Below are 21,954 nucleotides of genomic sequence, written 5' to 3' on the forward strand. Positions count from 1 at the left end.
TACTATTTCCCTATTGGATAATGATTTTTTGTTGAAAAATTCCCTTGTTGGTGTTGATTCTTGCAGCATATACACCACAAGGAGCATTGGTTTGGATGTCAAATCGAGCGCTACCCAAAAGTTGCCGATTGAAAATTTGCTTTCTTCCATTTAGGTCGATCAATTCAAAACTTGATGCACTTACATCTTGTGGCAACTCAATATTGAAATCACCATTCCCTGGTACGGGGTAAATTTTGAAATCTGTCCTTACCTGGTCTTTGGTACTAACAGCTGAATATAAATTAGAACTCCAAACTCCTCGACCGTATGTGCCAGCCCATATTTTTTTGTCCTGATAGGAAATATCCAAATCAGCGACTATCACATTGGGCAATCCATTTTGGAAAGGCTCCCAATCGTTTTTGGAACCATCGGTATAAAAGACTCCAATGTCTGTACCAACATAAAGTCCTTCATTGGAACCTTTTTCGTAGATAATGCAATTGACCGGTACGTTGGGTAATCCAAATGTATAATTGACCCAGTTTCTGCCTCCGTCGGGAGTAACAAACACTTTTTCACTGGCGTTGTATCCACCAAGAGCGATATAAACTCTGTTGGGATCAGAAGGATCCACTGCAATATAATTGATAGGAGAATTGGGCGATTGTGCAATCAGAGTCCAGTTTTGACCTGCATTGGTGGTAGCAACCAAGGCATCTCTTGTTGCTACATAAATGAAATTTGGATTGGAGGGGGCAATAGCCATTGCAGTCAAAGGAACTCCACCTGTCAAATTAAAAGAGATCCGAAACCAGGAGTCTCCACGGTCTGTCGAAGCCCAAACATCGTCATAGGCAGCATAAATGATATTGGGTCGCTGTGGATCAATCGCAATCGGGGTCAACCATGCCCCGTTTTTTTGTCCGGGAATATTATTACTGATCACTTTTACAGCATCCTGATTCGACCAGCTATCGTCGGTCCTGTAAATAACTCCATTCACATAACATCCATATTGAATATTGGGATTGGTATAATCAACTGCGCAGTCCATTCCATCACCACCTGTAGCAAAGTACCATTGATTGTTGTTGTGACCTCGTGAGCCGTTGTCCTGCATCCCAATGATCAAATGGTTATTGCGTGTCTGGGATACTGCAATTCTGTAGATCTGACTAATGCCCAAACCATTGGATTTATCCACCCATCTGTCTCCGGCATTGGTAGATGAGTACAAACCACCATCATTGCATTCAAAGACCAGATTGTTAACCCTTGGATGATAAGCAATAAAATGTTTGTCGGCGTGGACCACTTGAACATTATTTGGATTACCGCCTGCATCGGGACTCCAATGACTGTTGAGAAACCAAGTAGATCCTGCATCCGTTGATTTCCAGGTATTGACTCCACCCAATAAGATTTCATCCGGATTGTTGGGATTGATGGCATAAGCCAGATCATAATTGCCCTGACCTCCTTCGCCAGATGCGTTGTGGGAAGGGTGCAATAGGTTGCTACTCGCGTCAGAAGTGAAATATCTTTGCCAGGTTTCACCGCTGTTTTCTGAATAATACAAGCCATCCATTCCATCATCGACGTTGACTCCAATCGCATCCACCAAATTGGGGAGACTCTTGGAAACAGCCAGTTTGATTCTGCTGACACCCGGTACAGTAGCTTTATTGATCCAGGTGATCCCTCCGTTGCTTGACACCCAAATGCCAGCTCCTCCTTTGGGCTCATAAGTGGTGGCATATAGTATGGTGGATACATTTGGCTTTTGCTCAATGTCCATAAAATGACCAGTTTGCGTTCTCGTCCAGTTGGCTCCTGCATTGGTCGTGCGCCAAATGCCATCCGAACTGGCGGCTACTAGGGTTCTAGGGTCATTGGGATTAATCCACAACCTTCGAATGGTTTTTCTTTCACTCACGGTCCAGGTCAATCCGGTAAAGGACCAGTTTTGACCACCGTTGGTGGTTTTCAAAACCCCAATGCTTTTGGTATCTCCTCCCCCATCAAAATCACTGTTTGGACCAGAAGCTAAATCACCATCTCCAGTTGCAATATAAAGAATGTCCGGATTGGTTGGATCAACAGCGATGTCGCTAACCCCAATAACAGGTAGATAATCCGTGTTGGTGGTCCATGTCTGTCCGTTGTTGGTGGTCTTCCACAATCCACCCGCAGGTGATCCTACCCAATAGGTATTGTTGTTGGTAGGGTGAAATGCAATGCAATTTAATCTGCCCAAACCCTCATATCCTCCCGGAGTGGAGGTTGGTCCAAAAAATCTCCAATTGGCGGGGGCTGGATTTTCTTTGCTTGTTTGGTGATATCTTTCATAGAAATTTTTTGTCTCTTCATGAGCTTTGAGCGGAGACATGGGCCTCCTGTTTTCATCCAAACGGGTGGACCAATAATATTCCCATCTTTTAAACTGTTTGTAACCTTTGCCTTTTTCTTTGGGTCTGTCTTTCCAATATTCATCAAATGCTTTCACTACTTCATCATAGCTTGCATTTTCGGGAAGATTGGCTGCCCATTTCTGACCTGATAAGGTCCAGAAGCTTATCACAGCTAAAATAAATAAGGTAAATTTAATTTTCATCTCTGTATGGTTTTGTTTGTATGAAAAAAATTACTGCATGTTTTTTTGAATGGATTTTATGGCGAGATATTTCCTCTTGTTCTTGTAATAGTAGGACAAAACAGCCTCTGCATCGGCTTTAATCGGAAAGGCCGCCATTTTGGCTTCATCGTTTTTTTGAAGATGACTCGCTCTGACCGTAATCGTGTCTCCTTTACCAAATTGAACGGGATTGTCCGACACCGCAGCTTTCGTTCTGGCTACATGGGTGGCGAGTTTTACTTTGTTCACCCACAAAGAATCAAATCGCAAATCATTGTGCTGCACCAGAATTTTAAAAAAATATTCATGGGCCACCGGCAGATTGGGTTGCCCCGGTGTAAGTTTTTTCTGATAAGATTCCAACACTTTAAAACCCTTGGGTTTGTTCTTCGAATTGCAACAGAAGTGGTTTAAACCAGACATGAGCTGGCTCATCGAAACCAGAATTCCCAGACCAATTGTCAAAAATCCAAGTTTGCTAACTCTGATAGATTCAAATATTCTATGTTTTAAATTCATATATGAGGCTTGTAGCTATTGTTTAAATCGATCCAGGGATTTGATGATTTGGATTAAATCGGGGGCTAAGTTAATAATCTTGCCAAAAATCTTACGAATATTTGAAAAGAATTTTCCAATTTTTTATTCTGAGGGGTTCAGATCAATCCATGCTCAAAAGAAAAATGATGGCTGGATGCCTTTATTTTTGAGCTTAGTCATCCTTGGCTTTCTGTTTTTTGAGGAAATGAAAGGGGTGCCTTCACATTCATTTATTTGCGATTAAAAAGTGAATGGTTGATTTCTTCAAGCACATTTGGAGTGCGATATATATTACTATAAAAGGTAAATCTTATTTCAGGATCCCTATGGCTGGGTCAATCGGCGAAACCAGCGGATTGAAAAAACAACAAATAACAAGGCAATTGTATTTCCCAGCAGTAAATTCATCCGGAGATTGCCAAAATAATCGCTTAAAAAAAACCATGACATGCCTCCTGCAAATGCCAGGCTTAAAAACATGGGCAACAATCTGTAAGGAATGGGATAATGTTTCTGACCTTGAAAATAGGACCAGGCACACATCCAAAAATACACCAGGCACATGATCCAGGCTGAAGCATCTAATCCATAGATGGGCAACCATAGGAAATACAAAATAGTATTTAATATCAAACCTGAAAATGAAATTCCGGCTGCTAAGAGGGTTTGGTCCGTTAACTTATTCCAGGCAGAAAGATTGTAATACATCCCCGAAAAGATATTGGCCATCAATAAAATGGGTACCAGATGCAGTGCATTTCTGTAATTGGGTCCCAACAATTGGGAAACCAAACTCAAATTGGCAGTGGTAAATAAGTAAATTACACAACAACTGAATACAAAAGCCAGGGACAAATCGGCAAAATGCTTTTTTCCATCTTGCTTCTTAGCTTGTCTGAAAAAGAAGGGTTCTGCTGCATAATTAAAAGCTGTTAAAAACAAATTCATGATTACAGCCAAACGAAAAGCTGCATTGAGCGAATCACTTGCCACCAAATTTGATTTTGCATCATCAGAAAGTAAATATTTGAGATAACTGGTGTACCCACTTTGAATGATGATGAATGAAAAGGTGACCACGACAAGCGGCCATGCAAATTGTATCAAGGTTTTCACCAAACTCCATTCCCTCACTGGAGCAAAGGCTTCTGAAATTTCTTTATATAGTAAAATCAATGTCATCAACGAGGCCAACAAATTGGCAAATAAAACGTAAAATAATTTTTGCTCGCTTGATAAATGATGAAGATTAAATTCTTCATTCAGCAGAGGTATTCCTTCAAAGAAAATTAAAACCAGAACAACATTGATCATTAAGCCTGTCAATTTAATCCAAGCATATCGGAGTGGTCTCTTATCATATCTTATTTTTGCAAATGGCAAGGAAATTAAAACATCCATCACAAGAATGAAGGAGGCTATCATCAGATGTGCATCAAGATTATCTTCATACTTCATCCATGCCAAAATCTGATTTTTCGCCAAAAAAACAATCAGTAAAAAAATTGCTGAACAAAGCCAAACCAATCTGGAGGCGATTGGATAAATAATCTCACTGTAGCGATCATCCGTAACAAATCGAAAATAGCTGGTTTCCATTCGAAGGGTCAGCAATCCCAAAAAAAGTCCCACGTAAAAATAAAGTTCCTGGTAAATGGAAAAGTAACCATCCTCCGATACAAATACCCGATAGGTCAAATAGGAAGTAATCAATAAAAAATTGATGACTCTACCCAATGAATAACTCAAACCGTAGATGAGCGTTTCCTTGGCCAATGATCGGATAACTGACAATTGTTTGATTTCTTAAAAGCGTAAATATCATCATTTTAAATGGCTTGATTCTTCAAAATTTTAAATTCTAAGCCAATGCTCAAACTCAATTTTGAAAGGATCAAATCAGTTTGTCAATTACCTTTGTACAAGATAGTTGATCCATGGAAGGAATAGAAACTCTGCGTAAGATTTGCGCACTCCCCGGTGTCCCCGGCTACGAGTCGGCCATAAGAAATTATATTAAGAGCCAACTTGAGAACATTGCAGACCGGATCGAAATTGACCCAATGGGAAATCTAATTGCTTTTCACCAGGGCAGAAACCATAAAAAACTGATGCTTTCTGCGCACCTGGATGAAATTGGATTTATGGTTCAGCACATTGATGAGGATGGCTTTATCAGATTTGTTCCCCTTGGAGGTTTCGATGCAAAGACTCTGACTGCGCAAAGGGTAACCATCCATGGAAAAAAAGATGTAATTGGCGTAATGGGTTCTAAGCCCATCCATCTGATGACTGCTGAGGAGAGAACGAAAGCACCACAGGTCAAAGATTACTTTATTGATACCGGACTTCCTGCTGAAGAGGTAAAGAAACTCATTCAGGTCGGAGACCCAATCACCAGGGAAAGAGAACTGATCCAAATGGGACCCTGCATCAATGCAAAATCCCTGGACAACCGAATTTCAGTTTTTATTCTTCTCAAGATTTTTCAGGAGATAAAGCGTAGAAATCCAGATTTGAATGTATTGGCTGTTTTCACGGTGCAGGAGGAAGTAGGATTGCGCGGTGCCAAAACAGTGGCTCATAAACTGGCTCCAGACCTTGCTATAAACATCGATACCACCATCGCGTTTGATGTGCCTGGTGCTCAATCCCATGAAATGGTGAGTCGGCTTGGGCAGGGTGTCGGCATCAAAATTATGGACCACAGCGTGCTATGTGATTATCGAATGGTTCGATTGTTGAAAGAAACTGCTACCAAACACAAGATAAAGTGGCAGGCTGAAATTTTGCAGAAGGGTGGCACGGATACTGCCTCCATTCAAATGGCCGGTGGTGGATGCATTGCAGGCGCAGTTTCCATACCTACCAGACACATACACCAGGTCATAGAAATGGTGCATCAGGCCGATGTGCAAGCATCCATCGATCTGGTTCTAGCAGCCATACCTGAAATCGAATCAATGGATTGGAATCACGCTCAACATTAAAAATAAAAACGATGTGGTTAGAAGAAAACAATCGACTTTCCTGCGAATTCATCTTCAAGGATTTTGCAGAAGCCATGGGATTTATCAATGAGATTGCGCTAAAGGCAGAAAGGATGAATCATCACCCCAATTGGTCCAATAGTTTCAATAAAGTGAGCATCCAGCTGTACACCCATGATGCGGGTAATACCATTACTGAAAGGGACCGCAAGCTAGCTGAGCTAATTACCAGAGTTTTCGAAAAATACAAAAAATAGGGTGAGGGATGCTCTGTTTCTATCCTTCCAATTCCATGATTAAGTCATCTACCAGCACCCGACCGCAGTGTTCACAGGCGATTATTTTCTTGCGAAGACCAATCTCGAGTTGTACCTGGGGTGGAATTTGATTAAAACATCCTCCACAGGCATTTCTTTTGACCATGACCACTGAAAGACCATTGCGATATCGATGTCTGATGGTATCATAAGCGTGAAGCAACCTTGTTTCAATTTTTTTTCTGAGCTTATCCGCTTTGTTCCTGAGGGTATTTTCTTCTTTGTCTGTTTTTTCCAATATTTTTTCCAGCTCCGCTTTCTTTTCTTCCAGTTCCTTCTCTTTTTGGTCGAACTTTTCTTTCACCCCATCAATCGCGAGCTTCTTTGCCTTCAGCTGATCCGCAGATTCTTTCATTTTTTTATCAGAGAGCTGTATCTCAAGCCTTTGCAAATTAATTTCTTTGTTCAGGGCTTCGTATTCCCTGTTGTTTTTAACGCTGTCAAGCTGCTTCTCATATTTTTTGATGGCATCTTCGGACGCTTTTACATTGGCTTTATGGTTGGCAACCTCTTTCTCAAGTTCGCTCAAAGAGGAAGACATTTTATTGATTTTTACAGTAAGACCTGAAATTTCGTCTTCCAGATCACTGACAATCATAGGGAGCTCACCTTTTAATATTTTTATTTGATCTATCTCAGAATCAACAATTTGCAACTCAAACAACTGTTTTAATTTGATCCCTATCGGAACTTCGGAGACTGGTGCAGTTTTTGCCATAAATCAGAAGTATTTAATTGGATTTGTAATGACTTTTGTACAATGGGCCGCAAAGTTAGAAAAATTCTCAGAAATCCGATCTTTTAATAATTCAATGGTATATTGCTCACTCTCATAGTGTCCTATGTCAATGAGCACTATTTTTTGGTCTGCATCAAAGAAATCATGGTATTTGAAATCTGCAGAAATCAGCACCTCTGCTGACTGACGAATGGCCTCTTTGGTCAAAAACGAACCCGACCCACCGCACACAGCCACTTTTTCGATGGGTTTGCCCAGATCCCGGGTGTAGCGAATCACCCCTGTCTGAAATTGCAACTTGAGGTGTTTTAATAAATCGAACAACAACACAGGAGTCCTGAAATTTCCCAGAACTCCGGCGCCAATGTCTCCTGTATTTTCAAAACTTGGTTTGAGAATGCGAAGATCTGTAAGACCAATTTTTTGGGCTATTTTTTGATTGACCCCTGATTTCAGCACATTGTCCAGGTTGGTGTGAATCGCGTAGATGGCGATTCCTTTTTGAATGGCTAAAATGATGGTACGCTGCACATAGTCTTCACCCGTCAAAGACTTGATTCCTTTGAATATAACCGGATGATGACAAACCACTACATTGCACTGCATTTTTTCAGCTTCCAGCAGGACCTCTTCGGTGCAATCCAGACTGCACAGCACTCCGGTGACCATCGCTTCACGACTTCCTGTAAGCAATCCGCAGTTGTCGTAGGATTCCTGCAAATGCAGGGGTGCAATGCTTTCTAAAAATTCGCAGAGATCTTTTATCAAAATTGCCTGATTCATTTCTTTTACATTGGATCTGTTATCGTCTGGTCATTTCCCTTCTTCTGTTTCTATTGTAAAAATACATAATAATCAATGCCGTTATACCCAGCACAAGATTGGTGGCAAACTGTGCACAAAAGAATGAAATATTGGCAAATGAAAAAGCATTCACCTGATCAATTTGATAATAGGCAAGACTCAGCATGACCAAATAATGATAACTGCCAATTCCGCCAGGGGTAGGAATCAGCATCCCCAAAGAACCAAAAACATAAACCACAAGGCCTGCCCCAAAGGATAGATGCGATGTGGGTTCGAAAGCCTGCATGGCAGCAAACAGCATCACATAAAACCAAAACCAAATCATAAACGTATAAAAGAAAAATGCCTTTGGCTCTTTGATTTTTTTAACCGACGAGACCCCTTCGTAAAAGCCTTTGACCTTGTGCTTTATATCCCTGATCAGCGGCCAATTTTTCCATTGATGTCTCGTCAAAAATATGAGCAGACTCATCAACAGGCCAAGGATGGGCAAAACCAGTTTTTGATACACCGGAACGGATGCCAAATGAGCGTCATACAGTGATTTGAAGGCTGGTATTTGGGTCAAAACAGTGAGTACAATGATCAGGGCCATGGCAATTAAATCCAGGACCCGGTCAATAAAAACAGTTCCCAGTGATTTGTCGATGGGTATCCGCTCATAACGGCTAATCATGGCAGCCCTTACGAATTCTCCGCTGCGGGGAAAACCAAGATTGGCAAAGTAGGAGACGAGGATGGTCCCAACGGTGTTTATTTTATGTGGTTTATAACCAAGGGGCTCGAAGATAAGCAACCATCTGAGCGCCCTGAAATAGTTGCTTAGATAAAATGCAATAAAAACGACCACCACAAAAACCCATCTGATTTCCACCAGATCGTTCAAGAGCTTTTTCCAAAGGATGCAATCGGCAGAAGCTATATTGTTGAGCTGACAATAGGCTTTGTAGGATTCATCCTGTTTTTGATACAACCACCACAAAATGGCAACGCCAAGTGCCAGAAAAAAAAGAAATTGTACAAATTTTTTAAGAAAAGGGGCCAAAATCAAAGTTCTTTGATCTGGTTCTTGTCATCTACAAAAATAGAAATGGGGTGGAAGTTCTTGGCTTCCTCAGGGGTCATGATGGCATAGGAGATGACGATAATAATGTCTCCTATTTCCGCTTTGCGTGCGGCTGCCCCATTGAGACAAACCATGCCCGAACCCTTTTCACCTTTGATAACATAGGTTTCAAATCGCTCCCCATTGTTGTTGTTTACAATCTGGACTTTTTCGCCTTCGTAAAGATTGGCTGCCTCCATGAGGGTTTCGTCGATGGTGATGCTGCCCACATAATGAAGATTGGCCTGCGTGACAGTCGCTCGGTGAATTTTTGATTTGAAAAACTGCAATAGCATGGCACAAAGTTATTTAATCTGATTGAAACGATTATGTTAAGTCAAAATCCATCCAAAAGGTTCATTGTTCGGGTCCTTTTAGCACAACATTATCGATCAGTCGAATGTCGCCCGCCCAACAGGCTACACAAGCCACAATATAAGAATGTGAATTTGGATCAGACACCTTCTCTAGATTGTAAGCATCGACGATCTCCAAATACTCTACCCTCAAGCCCTTGTCTTCTATCATTTGAATGGCTCTTTTTATTGCATTTGGAAGGTCCTTGGTTCCATTGATTTTCATTAATCTCTTCAATGCCTGAAAAATGACGGGTGCTTTTGCTCTAAATTCTGGTGTAAGTCTCATGTTTCTGGAACTCATCGCCAGACCATCGGATTCTCTTAAAGTGGGGCCTATGATCAGCCGGACCGGCAAATTGAGTTTCTGAATCATGTGCCTGACCAGGGTATGCTGTTGGAAATCCTTTTGACCCATGTAGAGTTCATCCGGTTGCACCAGGTCCAATAATCTTTTGACAACTTGCAACATTCCTTCAAAATGTCCGGGCCTAAATATTCCTTCCATGACCAAATCCAATCCATCCAAATCAAGTCCTGAAAATGGTACAAAATCATCGGGATAAACTTCCTCTACGGAAGGAATAAAAACAAGGGCGCAATTGGATTTGGTCAGCAATTCGATGTCCTGAGAAACCATCCTTGGGTATCTCTGAAAATCCTCTTTGTTGTTAAATTGGCTGGGATTGATAAAAATGCTGACGATCGGAATTCGCCCTGCTGATTTGGCCGCACTGACCAAACTGAGATGGCCTTTGTGGAGTGCTCCCATGGTAGGCACAAATGCAATTCGATGTCCTTCTGCCTTCCAGCCATTGGTCACTTTTTGCAAGTCCTCTGTTGTTTCAGCAATGATCATTCAAATAATCAATTTGTACAGCAATGATTGGCAAAAGAATCGAACTTACCTCATTCTGGGCATCCTTCTTTTGCCGCCGGGTCTAAACATCATTCTCTGGTCCATTTGTCCCATAGACTTTACCTTACCTTGCTGCGACATCACCTGATCAATCATTTTGACCTGATCCTTGAAAAGTTCTTTGGAATAATTTAGTTTTTTGAATTCCCGGTAGGTATTGTTTGCCTGGGTCCACCGATTTTTCTGGATGTGGATATTGATCATCTGTATCAGAATCATGGCTTTCTCATTGTCGGTGGGAAGCTTCAATGCAAGCGCCTGATTAAACCACTGTTCGGCTTCTGCCACGCGGTCTCTTTGCATGTCCATTGACCCTTTGATGAGAAAATAATAGGCGCGATTGGTCACGTACAATAATTTAGGACTGAAGGTCAGATTCAATCTTTTCTCACATGCATCAAAATCCATGGTTTGCATCATCTGAGCAGCAGATTGGATGGTGCCGAGCAGAAGGTAACTGACCAGCAATACCAAACCAATTAAAATCAGAGGAAAGGCATACCAAAAGCCAAGGGTGAAAGCAAGTACAGTCCCTCCGATTAAAAACAAAGCAATCAGAAAAAACTTAAGATAAATATGGATGGTAAACATAATATGGCATCGAAATTGAAAAGCAAAGGTATAAATATTTGGAGACCATTAATTTTATGGGGAAACTTATAACAAAATAAGCCGAGTTCCGTTTGTATCTGTTTATCCACAGTTGCCTTTTGAGGCGTTTCAAAACCTGATGATGAAGAATATTAAATCTACTTTATTTTTAATTTGTAGTCTGTTTGTATTCACCCTGTTTGGGCAAAGCATTCCATCCATCATTCCTAAGCCAAAGTCCATCAAAATGGCGGGCGGACAGGTGACCGTTCGCGACATCCAGACCATTGTGATACCAAAGAAAAATATTGAAATTAAAAATCTGGCCCTTCAATATGCAAGCGCGTTGGGACTTGATAAATACCAGATCACAGAGCAACAAAAACCAGAATTTGCAAAAAACAAATCCCTTGTGTTTCAGCTGGTGAATCAGGAAAATCAAAACGATTATTACTCCTTCACGGTCACAAAAAATGGAATCCTCGTGGCCGCCAATGGACCCAAAGGAGTGTTCTATGCTTTACAAACATTAATCCAGCTGTTGGAGTCTTCCAATCAAACTGAAAAAACACTTCCATTTATTTCGATTGAAGATGAACCAGTTTTCGGATACAGAGGAATGCATCTCGATGTAGCCAGACATTTTTTTCCGGTGGCTGCGGTCAAAAGATATCTGGATTTATTGGCCAGGTACAAAATGAATTACTTCCACTGGCATCTCACCGATGACCAGGGATGGAGGATAGAAATAAAAAAATTTCCTAAATTAACTGAAGTCGGGGCTTACAGAAAGGGTACTGCCTTGGGTCATGCACATGATGCAAAAGATCAAAAAGACCAAGAAGATTACGGCTCGTATTATACCCAGGAAGAAATCAAAGAAATCATCCAATACGCCAAAGAAAGACATATTGAAATCATTCCTGAAATTGAAATGCCGGGACATTCTTCTGCTGCATTGGCTGCCTATCCGGAATTTGGATGTACGGGTGGGCCCTATCATGTGGCATCTCATTGGGGAGTATTCAAAGATGTGTTTTGTACCAAGGATACTGCACTCTGGTTTGTGAAAGAGGTGCTCGGCGAGGTCTGTGATCTTTTTCCGGGTAAATACTTCCATGTAGGTGGAGACGAAGTACCCAAGGATCGTTGGAAAGCTTGTTCCAACTGTCAGTCCATCCGAAAAAGACAGGGACTGAAATCAGAAGACGAACTTCAAAGCTATTTTATAGAGCAGGTGGGTATTTATTTATTCAACCGTGGTAAAAAACTCATCGGATGGGATGAGATCATGGAAGGAGGTTTGGCTCCAAATGCAACGGTCATGTCCTGGAGAGGTACGAAAGGCGGTATTGAGGCCGCAAAACTCAAACACGAGGTGATTATGTGTCCGGGATCCCATTGTTATTTTGACCACTATCAGTCAGAATCTTCCAAAGAACCTCTTGCCATTGGTGGTTATACCAGTCTGGAAAAGGTCTATGGCTTCAAGCCAATCCCGGAAGAATTAAAATCCGATGAGCGGAGATTTGTATTGGGTGCGCAGGGCAATTTATGGACGGAATACATTCCAGGTGAAGAGCATTTACAGTACATGGCCTTTCCAAGAGCGATTGCATTGGCCGAGATTTTGTGGTCAGAATCGAATGCGTTGGACTATAAAAATTTTGTGGAAAGGCTGGCGCAACACAGCAATTGGTTTAAGAAAAATAAATTCGGATTTTGCAACGCCTACCTCGATTTGGCGTATCAGACATCGACGGCTTCCGATGGGGTTAAATTCACTTTTGTCAAACCACCAGTCGATGGTCGCATACTGCTGGAATCTGAAAAACCGGACGAAGGAATCGTACAGGAATATCCTGTTTCAGATTCTTTCCTTTTGGAAAAAGATTTAGAATTTGGGGCTTGGTATCAGTTGCCTGATAAAACCCTGGGCAGGGCTCTGCGGCTTCATTTCCAAAAGCATCTTGCGGCTGGAAAAAGTATCCAATTAAAATACAATCCTTCTGCAAAATATCCGGGATCTGGAGCACAATGTCTGGTCAACGGATTTTCTGCTCCTTCCCATAAATTTGGTGGTTCAGAATGGATGGGCTTTGAAGCTGATGATCTTGAAGCAGATATAGATCTGGGTACGGAAAAAGACATTCAAAATATTTCTATTCAATTTTATCAGGCCAATGATTCCTGGATTTATGCGCCCGAAGAAATCCTTGTTTACAGTTCTCAGGATGGTAAGCAATACGATCAGATCCAAAAAGTGCAAGTCCCTTTAAGTCCTAAAAAAATCATCCTTCAGGAGATTGCATTAAAACAAAAAACTAAATCCAGATACCTCAGGATTGTTGCCAAAAATGCAGGACGCATCGCTGAAGGTCTTCCCGGTGCAGGACACAAGGCCTGGTTGTTTGTGGGGGAGATTAGGGTGGAGTAAGTCTTAATTAAGTTAAAAAGCAATTAGTCATTACTTTAGGATGTCACAATTTACCCAATTTAGCATATAGTTCTTTATACCATCTAAAATATACCATTAGGTATAGGAGATCAATTAAACCATTATATCAAGATATGTTTGTGTATTCGCAGGGATCAAGAATGGCAAATCCATACTGTTAAAAATTTAAATTTTTATAGCTTTAAGAACCGTAAAACTTTATTATTCAGCAATTCATTTTCTACCACTACATAATACATTCCTGCTCCAAAATGACCCACATCTATTCTCCAATCATAGGTTTCCATCACCAATTTTGAAAGTTGATTGTAAATTTTCAATTTTGATTGAACCGGTTTAAGGACATATAGTGCATCAGTTACAGGATTGGGATATAATGAAAACTCAAAATTCATTGAATGATCATTGGTGTCACTTAGCGGGCCTAATCGGTAATTCGGGAAATAAGGCATGGTGAAAGCATTGTATGTGGGTAGTTCAAAATCATGTTGTTTAAACATACATTCTTGTCCTTCTAAATCCGGTTTATGAATGATGTGAAAGTAATTATCACTATTGGTACAATTCATATAAATTTTACCATCAGGTGCTAACTGATGTCTATAAAATGTAGTACCAAAAGGTGATGCAAATCCATCAAATGTATCAATTAATATTCTTGTAGCACCCACATCTTCGGCGCTAAGATCCATTTGCCACAAATGTATGGGACTAGATACATAAAGAAACTTAGAACTAGCTGAGACAGATAATTCTAATAACTGTAAATTATTCACTTGATCGCTTGGTATCCAACTTGGGTAATATTTCTTGTTACTTACCCGACCTTCCTTTCGGTCAAACTCATAGATTGTCAAGCCTGAGCGGATATCCACTCTAATGTACTTACTACCGTCAGGACTGAACACAGAGTTTGATCCCCAGTCATATTCCCCGGTTGGGATATCGATATCTTGATAAAAAGGACCTGTTACCTCTCCCGATCGAAACAAAAACGTAATTAAACTATCTGAATTATAATTGGTCAGTAAAATCCAATAATCCAATCCATTGGCATGCTTAACCACCTCAAATGATCTTCTAAATATAAATTGATCATAAAGCATTTTTCTCAATTCTGTAATTTGCCATTCACCCTGCCTATATTCTAAAGTAGTCATATAAAGTTTATTCGTAAACCATCCTCTTAATCCGGCCATAGTATCACTTAAATGCAAAAGGATTAATCGGTTTTTATCCTTGTAATCCTCCAAAAAGCAACCATTTTTAGGAAAAGAAAACCCAAATTCAGGACAATCTAAATTATAAGTTTGGCCAGGATTTAAAGTATCCCCCATTTTAATTACCCTATTTTTTGAATCGTACAATCTACAGCCTTCGCTAAACATAAGCAATTCTCCCGTGAATGGGTCACTGACTGAGATCGATGCTCTGCCAAATTCTACATTTCTCATAGAATAGGAAGTATCTAAATACCCGCTTGTAAAATTAATAGTGGTATTACCCCACGGTCTTCCATCACATTCTCTGCAATAACCAAGAATCCAAGTATTATCGAATTTCTGTGAAAACAAAGCTTGAGAAAAAATGCAATAGAATAGTATTAACTTTTTCATTATAGGTATTAAAATAAATTGGCCAATCAAACTAGATTGGCCAATCTGGCTGGATAGAATTATAAAATTATCTTCGTAGTATAGCTACTGGTCTTTTCTCTACTTTGCACTTCCAATATATAAACACCTTTAGGAACATCTACAGTATTCAATTCATTGGAATTAACTTTATAGATTATCCTACCTAGCATATCAATGAGAATAATAGAAGAAATTGTTCCATCCTTATCTTCTACTACCACTTTTTCAGGCATATAGCTTATGGCATACTTCTGAGTAGAATCAATTATATCTTTACTTTTAGTGATTGGAAGGGGACAATGATCTTCCAATAGATCCAAAGTTATATCCTCTCTATCCAATAATTGTACCGCCCTGAGTACAGGAGATCCATAAGTATCATAACATAAATAAGCGATGTCCAGAACTTCTGCATAATCTGATGAACTTAATACAAAGTCTGCATCCAACATTTTACTTATAATCCTTTGATTGATCCATTGCTCATACTCATCAAATGTTTCGGTAGTAGAAATTAATTGGTTATAATCCAATGCCTCATTTAACTTATGTTCTCTGTAATTTTCCAGACTATCTGAATGATAAGTGATATTTAACAATATAGAATCATACTCATTTGCAAAAATTAACTTTTGGGTTTCAAGGTCTTGGTTCGGACCAGCTTGAAGTTGTTCATTGATATCTGCTATTAATTCGTGGAGAACTACTAGTTGATCATATAAGCTGTCCAAAAAATATTCAAAAGAAGGATGATTCTTAGATTCATAAATCAATTGGTCTCGCTTAGAAATGTACTCTACGTTGGTTTCAAGTTTTGAATTATAATAATCTTCAACTTCAGGGTCAGATAATAAATCTGGATTTGCATCTATTTTACTCCAAGTCGCTATGGTCTGCAACCAGTTATTTAATTCGGTTGACTGATATTGACCTCCAATTTCCAATACATCGATGTCAGTCAATTCTTCTGCCAAAGCAGGAACAATGGATCGTGGACAAGATCTTACGTTCTGATTTTCAGAAAAAAACCAGCCACTTGTAGGTATTCTTGTCGCTGGCAGGTGGGATGAATTAATAGAGGGATTTACATAAAAAAGCGATTTATCTGGATCACCAATGCATTCAGCACTTGTAGTATTGTTATTCTCCCAAATATTTCCTAAATGATACTGTCTGCCAATATCAGATTTATCAATTAACAATCCTCTGTTAGTCCAGTTTTTAAACGTGTTAATCCCCATTTGAGCAGCATTATTCCCTACTCTAAAGTTTAACCCAATTCGACCATTTGAAATAGTGTTTTGACCATTGAAGACGTTATTGCACAATTTATTATTAAATCCCTGATTTATTCTAAGAGCATATTCAAAATCTGAATTATCTCCTGTAAATGTATTATCATGGATGTCATTTCCACCTTTATTTAAAAGCAGATCAGTACTATATCCTTCAAATTTATTGTCAATAATAAAGTTTCGAGGTTCTTGTGACCTATTAATACATAGACTATTGCATTTAAATTCATTTTTGTCAAGCAATGACAGTCTCATGGTACCGAATGCAAAAAAACCGGTTCCGCTCTTGTTTCTTTCGACAATATTTTTTACTAATTTGGTATTGGATATATCTACTGAAACAAAGTCACTTTGGTTAACAAGATTCTGAGTATAATCAATTGTATTTATATACTTATTTTCATTTAGAGCTATTTCAGAATGAAAAATAGCCCTAACCCCAAAACGACAATCATTAAAATGACTTTTTGAAATCTTAAGCGTATGTTTAAGTACTTCAGCGCCATACAAACATCTATTAAATGAATACTGTGATGGATCATCTATAACCCCTTCATAAAATATTGACCCATTTACATCTTCACCTGAAGCTGTCCTGAAACCATTTCTACAATCTTCAAAAATGGACCTATTGACAAAAAGAATACTCTTATTGGTATAAATGCCATATCTGCAAAATGAAAATAAATTATTATTGAATGAGTAATAACCAATACCTAAGCTTTGACAATTGTAAGCTTCAATCCCTTTTTCCAAATTTTGAAAATAATTTTCTGCAATAAAGCATCGATGCATGCTATTGGAATTAACATTCATTAAGCTTATTCCAGTGATTGTACCTAATGACCCCGTGCTAATAAAATGATTTCCTTGAACTGTAAGATGAAAAGGATTTGTAGACATCAAGGCAGTTGTGAAGTTGCTAAAGTAATTGTTCTTTAATGAAACAAAATTATTGGACCCTGCGAATATTCCGTTCCATGACCCACACCTTAATTCAGAATCGCTTATTGTTAATCCTACTGAAGAATTAACAATAATACTTGCCCCAGATCCAAAACTAAAAAAACAACATCTAAAGGTAGTGCTTTGATCGATGATTAGTTCACCTAAAACTTTTATCGTCTTTCCTTGATAAAAAGTTCCTGAAGAACTAATTTGGTGTCCATCTTGAAAAGTAAAGTCGAATGTCGTGAGGGAGCAAGAATAAGAAGAAGTGTTGCATGGATTTTGGTTGCCCGGATTATTATCGGCTCCCTCAAATCCGGTCTGTCCATTTAAATTAAAGGAATTGAAACAACACATTAAGAAAATCATATATATATATATATATATGATAACCTGTTACTTAGAGAATTAATTCTAAGCCGTCCGGGGAAAGAAATTTTTGAAAACATATTCTTCATTTTTGTTGGTTACAACTTAATTGAGGTAGCAAAAGATCCGTAAAAAAAGCAATGGATTTATAAAAATCGAATGGGAATGATACTTCTCAGAATTTTGAAAATCCAAAAGTACAAGTCAAAGATAACATCATTTTGTCAATTTTGCAACCAATGAGTACACATATTTATTATCATCATGTGCTAGTAATAAATTAGGATTGCCTAAAGTTATATTTTGAATATTATTGCCACTCAATTTATTCAGGCTTATGATTCCTGGATTTATGCGCCCGAAGAAATCCTTGTTTACAGTTCTCAGGATGGTAAGCAATACGATCAGATCCAATAAGTGCAAGTCCCTTTAAGTCCTAAAAAAATCATCCTTCAGGAGATTGCATTAAAACAAAAAACTAAATCCAGATACCTCAGGATTGTTGCCAAAAATGCAGGACGCATCGCTGAAGGTCTTCCCGGTGCAGGACACAAGGCCTGGTTGTTTGTGGGGGAGATTAGGGTGGAGTGATCAGGGATTTGGATTGAGTCTCTCAAATCGATCATTTACAAGATTTTTATAGGCGGTTTTCATTTCGTCATTTAAGAAACTGATGTCAATGAAATCAAACCAACTTGGTTTAGCCCTTTCCATTTTTTGAAAAATGTTTTGTTGTTGTTTTGATTCCAATCCAAGTGTATTAAATGCCGAAATAAAATCATTGCGGTTGATTTTTTTCTTTCTACCGTTCAATGTTAATGCCAAATCTTCATCATCGGTCGGATTTACCAATGCAGTTGCTACCAAGTCGTAGGCCGGAGAAAATACCGGACCCAATCCAGATTGATGAATCAGGGAAAAGTTTTTCAGGTGCATGTCCGCATTACCTGTGAGAAAGGAAAACAAAACCAATTCAAAAAAATTAATTACATCTAAACCAGGCGTTGCAGAATATTTTAGGATGGTCCTGGCCACTTGTTCATAAGACCCTCGGTACTTGTCTTCAGTGAGTCGTTCGGAAAGCTGACACATATCTTCCATGTGGAGTTTCTCTTTCTTTACCCTGTCTATGCGTTTTGTGATATAGGCGAGATTACCAGATGCCAATCGGATAAGGCTGTGCGGCACTACTTTGATTTTAGCAATGCTTGCCAAATGAATGGTCAGGTCTTCTACTTCGGGTAATTGGTGGTAATGAGGAGATGGTGGTTTTAAAATATAGCCTCCCCGCATGCCCACTATGGTAAACCTCCTGGCTAGGTTTGGTTGTTCTGCTGAAGCCAGATGAAGGGATAATTTTGCTTGCACTCCGGTAACAGCGGTTTGAGACTGGATAACTTGAGCTGCCAATTCATTGATATTATTTTCTGAAAAAGGGAGAACCGGAGGAAGCTGTATTCCAAATATCTTTTTGCTACAAGTGGAATGAAAATCAATTTCGTTTCCATTAAGGGATTTATAACAGTATAGACATTGTTTGTTCATACTTCATTTTCTTCTAATGGATGAACAGCTACTGCACCAATGCAATCTTTACAACAGGCCAGCAACAAGCCCATCCTATCTCTGGAATTGAGTTTCCAATTCTTTTCGGCAATGTCCAACAACAATCCTTCAGGAATTAATCCGTCAAAAAACGAAAACAACACTTTACTTGTAAATTCCTTCTCCTGAAGAGGTAAAGTGAGGCTAATTGGCATAGGATCCTTTGTCCGAAGGTAGGCAGCTGCATATTGAAAATGATATCCATTTTCATCTTCTTTCAACCAACCTGCTAAATCATTGTGCATTTTTATTTCAGCCCTTCTCATATTATGATGACTGGATGTTTGTGGTGGGTTGTTCGGATTTAATCGGTCCCATTTTGTACCCGAAAAGCTTAAGTACCTGATTCACTTTATCAAGCCTTAAGGTTTCTTTTCCTTGTTCTAATTCTCTAACAAATCGCAAGCCTACACCTGCCTTTTCAGCCAAAACAGGCTGCGTGAGACCGGATGTATTTCTCATTTGTTTTACAAAAGAAGATAGATTCATTTTATACCTTTTAGGGTACAAATATACTTATTTTTTTAAATTTTATACCACATAGGGTATAAATTTGTTTATTTTTATTGTTTTGTACCCTATCGGGTATATTTTTGGACTTTTAGTTATAATTATACCTGTTGGGGTATAAATTTACCAAAAAGTTACCTTTACCTATGAACTAAAGCGGAATTATTTTACTTCATTAACCCCAGTGCGGGCCACAAGGCCTGGCTGTTTGTGGGTGAGATCAGAGTGAAATATGCATTGAATAGGAAACGAACTTAGAAGATGCTTCTTCGAAAGGTGAAAGCCTCAATTAAAATTTGAATTCAGGATTTAATACAATTCTTAGCTGGTTAATAATAAATATTTAGTTTAAAATTTACTCTCCAATCACTCGGATCTTTTCTTCCCAGACCCCCTGCTCTGATTGAATCTTAAGGATATAAACTCCCTCGGTCAGATTGGGTGGAAGCGAATAAATATATCATATTCTCTGATCTAAATTCGAACATAAAAATTTAGCCATTTATGATAGAACCAGCCCTTCAGTAAGACTGCATTTATGTTTGGCTACACCAACTCCTTCCTCAATCTTGCTACAGGAATGTTGAGTTGCTCGCGATACTTGGCGATGGTGCGGCGTGCGATGTTGTATCCTTTTCTGAGCAACATTTCTTTGAGCTTTTCGTCGCTCAGGGGTTTGCGCTTGCTTTCTTTCTGGATGAGTTCTGAGAGAATTTTTTTGACCTCAATGGTAGAGACCTCGTCTCCTTCCTCATTTTGCAATGACTCCGAGAAAAAATCTTTTAATCTTTTGGTTCCGAATTCAGTCTGCACAAACTTGCTGTTGGCAACCCGCGATACGGTGGATATGTCCAGACTGGTAATGTCTGCGATGTCCTTGAGGATCATCGGTCTTAGTTTTTTCTGATCCCCTGTCAAAAAATATTCTTTCTGGAATTGCATGATGGCGTACATGGTCCTGAACAAGGTGTCCTGTCTCTGACGAATGGCGTCGATAAACCACTTGGCACCTTCGATCTTCTGTTTGATAAACATGACCGCTTCCTTCTCTTTTTTTCCATTGTTGCCGGCTTTCTTTTGGTCATTGTAGTCGCGCAGCATGTCAAGGTAGTGGTCGTTGATCTTAAGGTCCGGGGCATTCTTGGAATTGACCAGTAAATCCAGTTCACCGTCTCGGTTTTGTACGGTAAAATCAGGAACGATGTAATGACCCATCACAGAATTAACGGACAAAGGATCGACGTATCCGGACGATGGTTTTGGATTGAGTTTTAATATTTCATCAAGGGCGGCTTTCAACTGTGTTTCAGTCAAATTGAGTGAACGCTGCAGGCGTGTGTAGTGCTTTTTGGTAAACTCCTCAAAATATTTTTCCAGGATGGTCTCCGCAAGCTTTAAAATTTTGTTTTTAATTTTTTTGGTTTCCGTTTTGATCTTTGCCCTGATTTGCAAAAGCAGACATTCTTGCAAATCTCTCGCTCCTACACCCGGAGGATCAAAAGATTGGATCATTTTCAATATCTGGGTGATCTCCGCTTCGTTGGTATCTAAATTTTGTGCAAAAACCAAATCGTCGATAATGGCAGAAGGCTCTCTTCTGAGATAGCCATCATCATCAATAGAACCCACAATTTGCAAAGCGATCTTGTATTGGTCCTCCCCTCTTAAAGGCAACAATCCAATTTGCTTTTCCAAATGATCGTGAAAGGTATTTTCAACCGCATAGGGAGTGCTTTTCTGTTCTTCAATCTCCCCATTGTACTCATCGGTTCTGTACTTATAGGAAGCGGTATCGTCTTCTAAGTATTGATTGAGGTATTCATCAAAATCATCTCCGGAAGATTCCAGCATCGGATCTGTCTCTTCAAAATCCTGTTGGTCAGCGCTGAAGTCATCTGCAGACAATTCTGCATCATTTTCTATTTCAAATTGCTCTGGTTCTTCTCCGGATTCATTGCCCTCTTCCAGGGCAGGATTTTGCTCCAATTCTTCTTTAATTCTCTGGTCCAATATAGCCGTTGGAATCTGAAGCAGCTTCATCAATTGAATTTGCTGAGGAGATAATTTCTGGAGTAGTTTTTGACTGAGTTGTTGTCTGATCATGATTAAAGCCGATAAGTTAAAACAATCGTTGTAAAATAATGGTTC

At 39.3% G+C, this 21,954-nt stretch carries 19 protein-coding genes; 4 read left to right on the forward strand and 15 right to left on the reverse strand.

Features of this window, described 5'->3' with window-relative positions; all coding sequences use genetic code 11:
• Positions 1-10: 10 nt before the first annotated feature.
• From IPM48_04345 to IPM48_04355, 3 genes are all read right to left on the reverse strand, one after another.
• Complete coding sequence (locus tag IPM48_04345; protein ID MBK9270804.1) at positions 11-2,599, reverse strand: T9SS type A sorting domain-containing protein; 2,589 nt, start codon at positions 2,597-2,599, stop codon at positions 11-13.
• A gap of 30 nt (positions 2,600-2,629) precedes the next feature.
• Positions 2,630-3,139 carry a hypothetical protein gene (locus IPM48_04350; GenBank protein ID MBK9270805.1) on the reverse strand — a complete coding sequence of 170 codons (510 nt, stop codon included), beginning with the start codon at positions 3,137-3,139 and terminating at the stop codon, positions 2,630-2,632.
• A gap of 345 nt (positions 3,140-3,484) precedes the next feature.
• Positions 3,485-4,954, reverse strand: coding sequence for a hypothetical protein (locus tag IPM48_04355; GenBank protein ID MBK9270806.1), 1,470 nt, complete (start codon positions 4,952-4,954; stop codon positions 3,485-3,487).
• 143 nt (positions 4,955-5,097) lie between these two features.
• Here IPM48_04355 and IPM48_04360 point away from each other — a divergent pair, with 143 nt between their 5' ends.
• The gene (locus tag IPM48_04360; protein ID MBK9270807.1) at positions 5,098-6,150 is read left to right on the forward strand and encodes a M42 family metallopeptidase; all 1,053 of its coding nucleotides are present in this window, start codon (positions 5,098-5,100) and stop codon (positions 6,148-6,150) included.
• An 11-nt stretch (positions 6,151-6,161) separates the two neighbouring features.
• Entirely contained in the window at positions 6,162-6,407 is a 246-nt protein-coding gene (locus IPM48_04365) for a 4a-hydroxytetrahydrobiopterin dehydratase (GenBank protein ID MBK9270808.1), read from the forward strand.
• A gap of 19 nt (positions 6,408-6,426) precedes the next feature.
• Here IPM48_04365 and IPM48_04370 read toward each other — a convergent pair whose 3' ends face one another.
• The 6 genes from IPM48_04370 to IPM48_04395 all read right to left on the reverse strand — a co-directional run bounded on the left by IPM48_04370 (position 6,427) and on the right by IPM48_04395 (position 10,984).
• Entirely contained in the window at positions 6,427-7,185 is a 759-nt protein-coding gene (locus IPM48_04370) for a hypothetical protein (protein ID MBK9270809.1), read from the reverse strand.
• A 3-nt stretch (positions 7,186-7,188) separates the two neighbouring features.
• Entirely contained in the window at positions 7,189-7,989 is an 801-nt protein-coding gene (locus IPM48_04375) for a Nif3-like dinuclear metal center hexameric protein (GenBank protein ID MBK9270810.1), read from the reverse strand.
• A gap of 19 nt (positions 7,990-8,008) precedes the next feature.
• Positions 8,009-9,058: a flippase-like domain-containing protein gene (locus tag IPM48_04380; protein ID MBK9270811.1), complete on the reverse strand. Its 1,050-nt coding sequence runs from the start codon at positions 9,056-9,058 to the stop codon at positions 8,009-8,011.
• A gap of 2 nt (positions 9,059-9,060) precedes the next feature.
• A complete protein-coding gene (locus IPM48_04385) occupies positions 9,061-9,414 on the reverse strand; it encodes an aspartate 1-decarboxylase (protein MBK9270812.1) in 354 nt (117 codons plus the stop codon).
• Between the two features lie 61 nt (positions 9,415-9,475).
• Positions 9,476-10,333, reverse strand: coding sequence for a pantoate--beta-alanine ligase (locus IPM48_04390; GenBank protein MBK9270813.1), 858 nt, complete (start codon positions 10,331-10,333; stop codon positions 9,476-9,478).
• Positions 10,334-10,378: 45 nt separating this feature from the next.
• Positions 10,379-10,984: a hypothetical protein gene (locus tag IPM48_04395; protein ID MBK9270814.1), complete on the reverse strand. Its 606-nt coding sequence runs from the start codon at positions 10,982-10,984 to the stop codon at positions 10,379-10,381.
• A 142-nt stretch (positions 10,985-11,126) separates the two neighbouring features.
• Between IPM48_04395 and IPM48_04400 the strand changes: the two genes are divergently transcribed.
• Entirely contained in the window at positions 11,127-13,421 is a 2,295-nt protein-coding gene (locus IPM48_04400) for a family 20 glycosylhydrolase (protein MBK9270815.1), read from the forward strand.
• A 194-nt stretch (positions 13,422-13,615) separates the two neighbouring features.
• On the opposite strand, the gene IPM48_04405 is transcribed toward IPM48_04400, so the two are convergent.
• Together IPM48_04405 and IPM48_04410 are read right to left on the reverse strand one after the other, a co-directional pair.
• A complete protein-coding gene (locus IPM48_04405) occupies positions 13,616-14,779 on the reverse strand; it encodes a T9SS type A sorting domain-containing protein (protein ID MBK9270816.1) in 1,164 nt (387 codons plus the stop codon).
• Between the two features lie 338 nt (positions 14,780-15,117).
• Positions 15,118-17,691 carry a T9SS type A sorting domain-containing protein gene (locus IPM48_04410; GenBank protein MBK9270817.1) on the reverse strand — a complete coding sequence of 858 codons (2,574 nt, stop codon included), beginning with the start codon at positions 17,689-17,691 and terminating at the stop codon, positions 15,118-15,120.
• Positions 17,692-18,108: 417 nt separating this feature from the next.
• Here IPM48_04410 and IPM48_04415 point away from each other — a divergent pair, with 417 nt between their 5' ends.
• Positions 18,109-18,282, forward strand: coding sequence for a hypothetical protein (locus IPM48_04415; GenBank protein ID MBK9270818.1), 174 nt, complete (start codon positions 18,109-18,111; stop codon positions 18,280-18,282).
• On the opposite strand, the gene IPM48_04420 is transcribed toward IPM48_04415, so the two are convergent.
• From IPM48_04420 to rpoN, 4 genes are all read right to left on the reverse strand, one after another.
• A complete protein-coding gene (locus tag IPM48_04420) occupies positions 18,283-19,236 on the reverse strand; it encodes a HipA domain-containing protein (protein ID MBK9270819.1) in 954 nt (317 codons plus the stop codon).
• On the reverse strand, positions 19,233-19,562 hold the full coding sequence (locus IPM48_04425; GenBank protein ID MBK9270820.1) for a HipA N-terminal domain-containing protein: 330 nt from the start codon (positions 19,560-19,562) through the stop codon (positions 19,233-19,235). The genes IPM48_04420 and IPM48_04425 overlap by 4 nt, the downstream gene beginning before the upstream one ends.
• Position 19,563: 1 nt before the next feature.
• Positions 19,564-19,785, reverse strand: coding sequence for a helix-turn-helix transcriptional regulator (locus IPM48_04430; GenBank protein MBK9270821.1), 222 nt, complete (start codon positions 19,783-19,785; stop codon positions 19,564-19,566).
• Between the two features lie 567 nt (positions 19,786-20,352).
• Positions 20,353-21,909, reverse strand: coding sequence for an RNA polymerase factor sigma-54 (rpoN, locus tag IPM48_04435; protein MBK9270822.1), 1,557 nt, complete (start codon positions 21,907-21,909; stop codon positions 20,353-20,355).
• Positions 21,910-21,954 lie beyond the last annotated feature (45 nt).

Source organism: Saprospiraceae bacterium (assembly GCA_016715965.1).
Classification (GTDB): domain Bacteria; phylum Bacteroidota; class Bacteroidia; order Chitinophagales; family Saprospiraceae; genus Vicinibacter.

Bases quoted from the DNA above. Each gene is read 5' to 3' on its own strand.
- IPM48_04345 (MBK9270804.1), bottom strand. From the start codon at position 2,599: ATGAAAATTAAATTTACCTTATTTATTTTAGCTGTGATAAGCTTCTGG.
- IPM48_04350 (MBK9270805.1), bottom strand. From the start codon at position 3,139: ATGAATTTAAAACATAGAATATTTGAATCTATCAGAGTTAGCAAACTT.
- IPM48_04360 (MBK9270807.1), top strand. From the start codon at position 5,098: ATGGAAGGAATAGAAACTCTGCGTAAGATTTGCGCACTCCCCGGTGTC.
- IPM48_04365 (MBK9270808.1), top strand. From the start codon at position 6,162: ATGTGGTTAGAAGAAAACAATCGACTTTCCTGCGAATTCATCTTCAAG.
- IPM48_04370 (MBK9270809.1), bottom strand. From the start codon at position 7,185: ATGGCAAAAACTGCACCAGTCTCCGAAGTTCCGATAGGGATCAAATTA.
- IPM48_04375 (MBK9270810.1), bottom strand. From the start codon at position 7,989: ATGAATCAGGCAATTTTGATAAAAGATCTCTGCGAATTTTTAGAAAGC.
- IPM48_04385 (MBK9270812.1), bottom strand. From the start codon at position 9,414: ATGCTATTGCAGTTTTTCAAATCAAAAATTCACCGAGCGACTGTCACG.
- IPM48_04390 (MBK9270813.1), bottom strand. From the start codon at position 10,333: ATGATCATTGCTGAAACAACAGAGGACTTGCAAAAAGTGACCAATGGC.
- IPM48_04395 (MBK9270814.1), bottom strand. From the start codon at position 10,984: ATGTTTACCATCCATATTTATCTTAAGTTTTTTCTGATTGCTTTGTTT.
- IPM48_04400 (MBK9270815.1), top strand. From the start codon at position 11,127: ATGAAGAATATTAAATCTACTTTATTTTTAATTTGTAGTCTGTTTGTA.
- IPM48_04405 (MBK9270816.1), bottom strand. From the start codon at position 14,779: ATGGGGGATACTTTAAATCCTGGCCAAACTTATAATTTAGATTGTCCT.
- IPM48_04410 (MBK9270817.1), bottom strand. From the start codon at position 17,691: ATGATTTTCTTAATGTGTTGTTTCAATTCCTTTAATTTAAATGGACAG.
- IPM48_04420 (MBK9270819.1), bottom strand. From the start codon at position 19,236: ATGAACAAACAATGTCTATACTGTTATAAATCCCTTAATGGAAACGAA.
- IPM48_04425 (MBK9270820.1), bottom strand. From the start codon at position 19,562: ATGAGAAGGGCTGAAATAAAAATGCACAATGATTTAGCAGGTTGGTTG.
- IPM48_04430 (MBK9270821.1), bottom strand. From the start codon at position 19,785: ATGAATCTATCTTCTTTTGTAAAACAAATGAGAAATACATCCGGTCTC.
- rpoN (MBK9270822.1), bottom strand. From the start codon at position 21,909: ATGATCAGACAACAACTCAGTCAAAAACTACTCCAGAAATTATCTCCT.